Below are 2,697 nucleotides of genomic sequence, written 5' to 3'. Positions count from 1 at the left end.
ATGATAAGTATCAAGGACATAGCGAAATTGGCAGGGGTCTCTGTTTCCACCGTCTCCCGGGTGCTCAACCATCAGGATAACGTCAAGGCCGACAAGCGCGAGCGTATCCTTTCTGCGATCAAGCAGACCGGCTATGTCCCCAATCGTGCCGCCCGCGATATGGTCAGCAAGCATACCTCTACCGTAGGCATCGTCATGCCGGGCATGTTCAACATGTTCCAACGTCAGCTGTTCAGCATTGTGGAACACCATCTGGAACAGTTCGGCTACCATACCAGCTTCTATTTTGCCTCCACCGACGAGGAAGGGGAACTGGCATGCCTCAAGCGCCTGAAGGCGGACCGTCTGGACGGCATCATCATCTTGCATGAAGTGGCGCTGCCTGAGTTCCAGCACTACTTGGAGGAGAACAAGATTCCCACCGTACTTGCCACCTTCGAGAGGGATGGGTGGAAGGCCACCTCGATCCATATCAGCGAAGATGAAGCTGCGTTGCAGGCGGTCAGCTACCTGATCAAGCTTGGCCATCGCGATATCGCCTGCATCGGCGGGACCAAATACAGCTTCTCATCCCAACGGTTGGAGGGGTACCGCAAGGCGCTTGAGCAAGCGGGAATCCCCTATGATGCAAGCAAGGTTGCTTTTGCCGATGTGTACAACATGGAAGGGGGAGCCAAGGCATTGGGCCGGCTGCTGGATTCAAATACCACCTTTACTGCACTGTTTGCCATAACCGATGAGCTGGCTCTCGGCTCGATTCGCGGTCTTGCCGACCACAACCTCAGTGTCCCCGGCGATGTTTCGGTCGTCGGTTTTGACAATATCGAGCTCTCCTCGTTCTCCGTCCCCCGCTTGACCACCATCTGTCAGCCGCTCGTTGAAATGGGACAGATGGCGGTAGCTCTGTTGCATTCTCTGATCACCAGCAAGAACGGCCTGCCGGTGAGCATAGCCCTGCCGTTCACCTTTGTTCAGCGGGATTCAACTGCTCAACGCAAGTAGACAGGGTTTGTAAGGGCTGCAAGCAGCTGTATACCCAGCAGGTTCCGATAAAGTTCAATGCGGTAAAAACGTCGTTTCTGCACCTTGAAAGGAAAGGCCAGCCGGCCCTCATATGCTATGGTCCAGGTCGCCTCGATGCCCATGTCGCTGATAAGCACCAAGCGATCACCCTGCTTTGCCTTGTCTACAGATGCCTCCCCCTCAAGCTGTTCATCCCATATCGCACACTCTCCCAAGCCTGAAGGGCCGAGGTGCAGATCCAGCCGGGCACCGTCCGATGAGGCTGTGATGAACGACCGTCCTTCCACCAAGGCATCAAGGATATCCTTGCGACCGGATGAGCGTGCATATACATACGTGGTGGGGGTCCCATGGCTGCGACCCTGCTCGATTCGATGGGTATCGGAACCTCCAACGGCTGCCACATGCCTGCCCTCCACCAACTTTTGGTGCCACCAGGCAATCGCCTCCATGTCTGAAGGCTTGGGAAAGCCGTTCCAGACTTCAATCAGGTCGTAGGGAATGTCGAAGCCGAGCACCCAAGGGCAGGATGTGTCGCAGATATGATTCAGCGAAACGATGGCACCCCTCTTTTTTGCTTCGCTCACGACAGCTTGCATCTCTTCCTTGGTATTGGAGAGCGGATCGGCGGTAAAGATTCCCTCATCGGTAAAGAAGAAGTTTGCGTGCCCGCCGTAGTTGGTGTATTCCATCCCCGCAATAACGGTAATACCCTCTGGATTGCCTATCTCCCTGTTCTGCTCGGTGTTGTTGTGGTCGGTCAAGGCGATGAAATCCAGCTTGGCATGCTTGGCGTAGCTGATGACCTCCTCTGTAGTATAGATGCCGTCACTGTTGAGGGTATGCATGTGCAGATCGCCTTTCAGCCAACGCCTCTCTTTGGGAAACAGGCGGATGCACAGCTGAACCTCTACGCTGGACTGAACCTTGTAGATTCCCAAAGCAACCTGCCAGGTTCCGCTTCTGATCGGAAGTCTTCGGTACCCTGGAGTGCTGGTTTGTTCACTCACTACGATTGAAAGCCGCTCCGAGCCCGACCAGCCGCACAGCTGCCCCCGCTCATCGAACAGCCCCAGGTCGATGATGTTGATCTCCTTCTTCTCCTGTCCATAGGCGGTTTGCCGTACCTGATGCCGTTCATAGGCATAGGTTATCTCAATGCGTTGGACATCTTGTCCTACCTGGAAGGGAATGCGGAGGTACTTTTTCTGCTCCTCACGGGTATAGGTCCTGCTCAAGCGGATTTCTTCCATATCGTTTCCTGCAAGAAAGGCGCAGCATCTGCTGCGCCCGATTCTGATACAGCTGTATCGTCAGTCGATGAGCTTGTTGGTCCTCAGCTCGTTCTCAGCACCCTTCATGGCTGCCTCTGCGGAGATTTTCCCCATCACGCATTCGGTCATCCACTTGGACATGATATCATAGTACTTGCGGGCGTCCAGCTCTCCGTTGGCATATCCCATGGGAGCAACCTCGACGTCTGCGCGCTTGCCGATTGCAACCGATTCCAACACTCCGGGGTTCATCTCGCCCAAGACGGAAAGGTCGAAAAGCTTGGAAATCGGGAATGGAGCCCCGTGGTCCTTGGCGTGGGCCTTGCCGACTTCAGTGTACTCGATCTTGCCATTCTTGAGAATGTAGTCATAGCCTTCGATACCTGCGGAAAGCAACAGG

Annotated in this window: 2 protein-coding genes and 1 pseudogene; 1 reads left to right on the top strand and 2 read right to left on the bottom strand. The window is 54.9% G+C overall.

The window, feature by feature from the left end:
* Positions 1–1,002 (top strand): LacI family DNA-binding transcriptional regulator (locus B3F49_RS06840; RefSeq protein WP_293909988.1); only part of this gene is annotated, 1,002 nt, incomplete at its 5' end.
* Here the strand turns inward: B3F49_RS06840 and B3F49_RS06835 are convergent.
* A complete protein-coding gene (locus tag B3F49_RS06835) occupies positions 990–2,276 on the bottom strand; it encodes a CehA/McbA family metallohydrolase (protein WP_293909986.1) in 1,287 nt (428 codons plus the stop codon). The genes B3F49_RS06840 and B3F49_RS06835 overlap by 13 nt on opposite strands.
* Positions 2,277–2,336: 60 nt before the next feature.
* Positions 2,337–2,697, bottom strand: a pseudogene (locus B3F49_RS06830) (hypothetical protein); the annotation flags it as partial.

It is taken from the genome of Sphaerochaeta sp. UBA5836 (assembly GCF_002432845.1).
Taxonomy (GTDB): Bacteria; Spirochaetota; Spirochaetia; order Sphaerochaetales; family Sphaerochaetaceae; genus Sphaerochaeta.
The sequence above is the reverse complement of the archived record's forward strand: the minus strand, read 5'-3'. Positions and strand labels throughout refer to the sequence as shown.

Excerpts from the sequence above, each read along its gene's own strand:
- B3F49_RS06835 (WP_293909986.1), bottom strand. The coding sequence starts at position 2,276 with ATGGAAGAAATCCGCTTGAGCAGGACCTATACCCGTGAGGAGCAGAAA.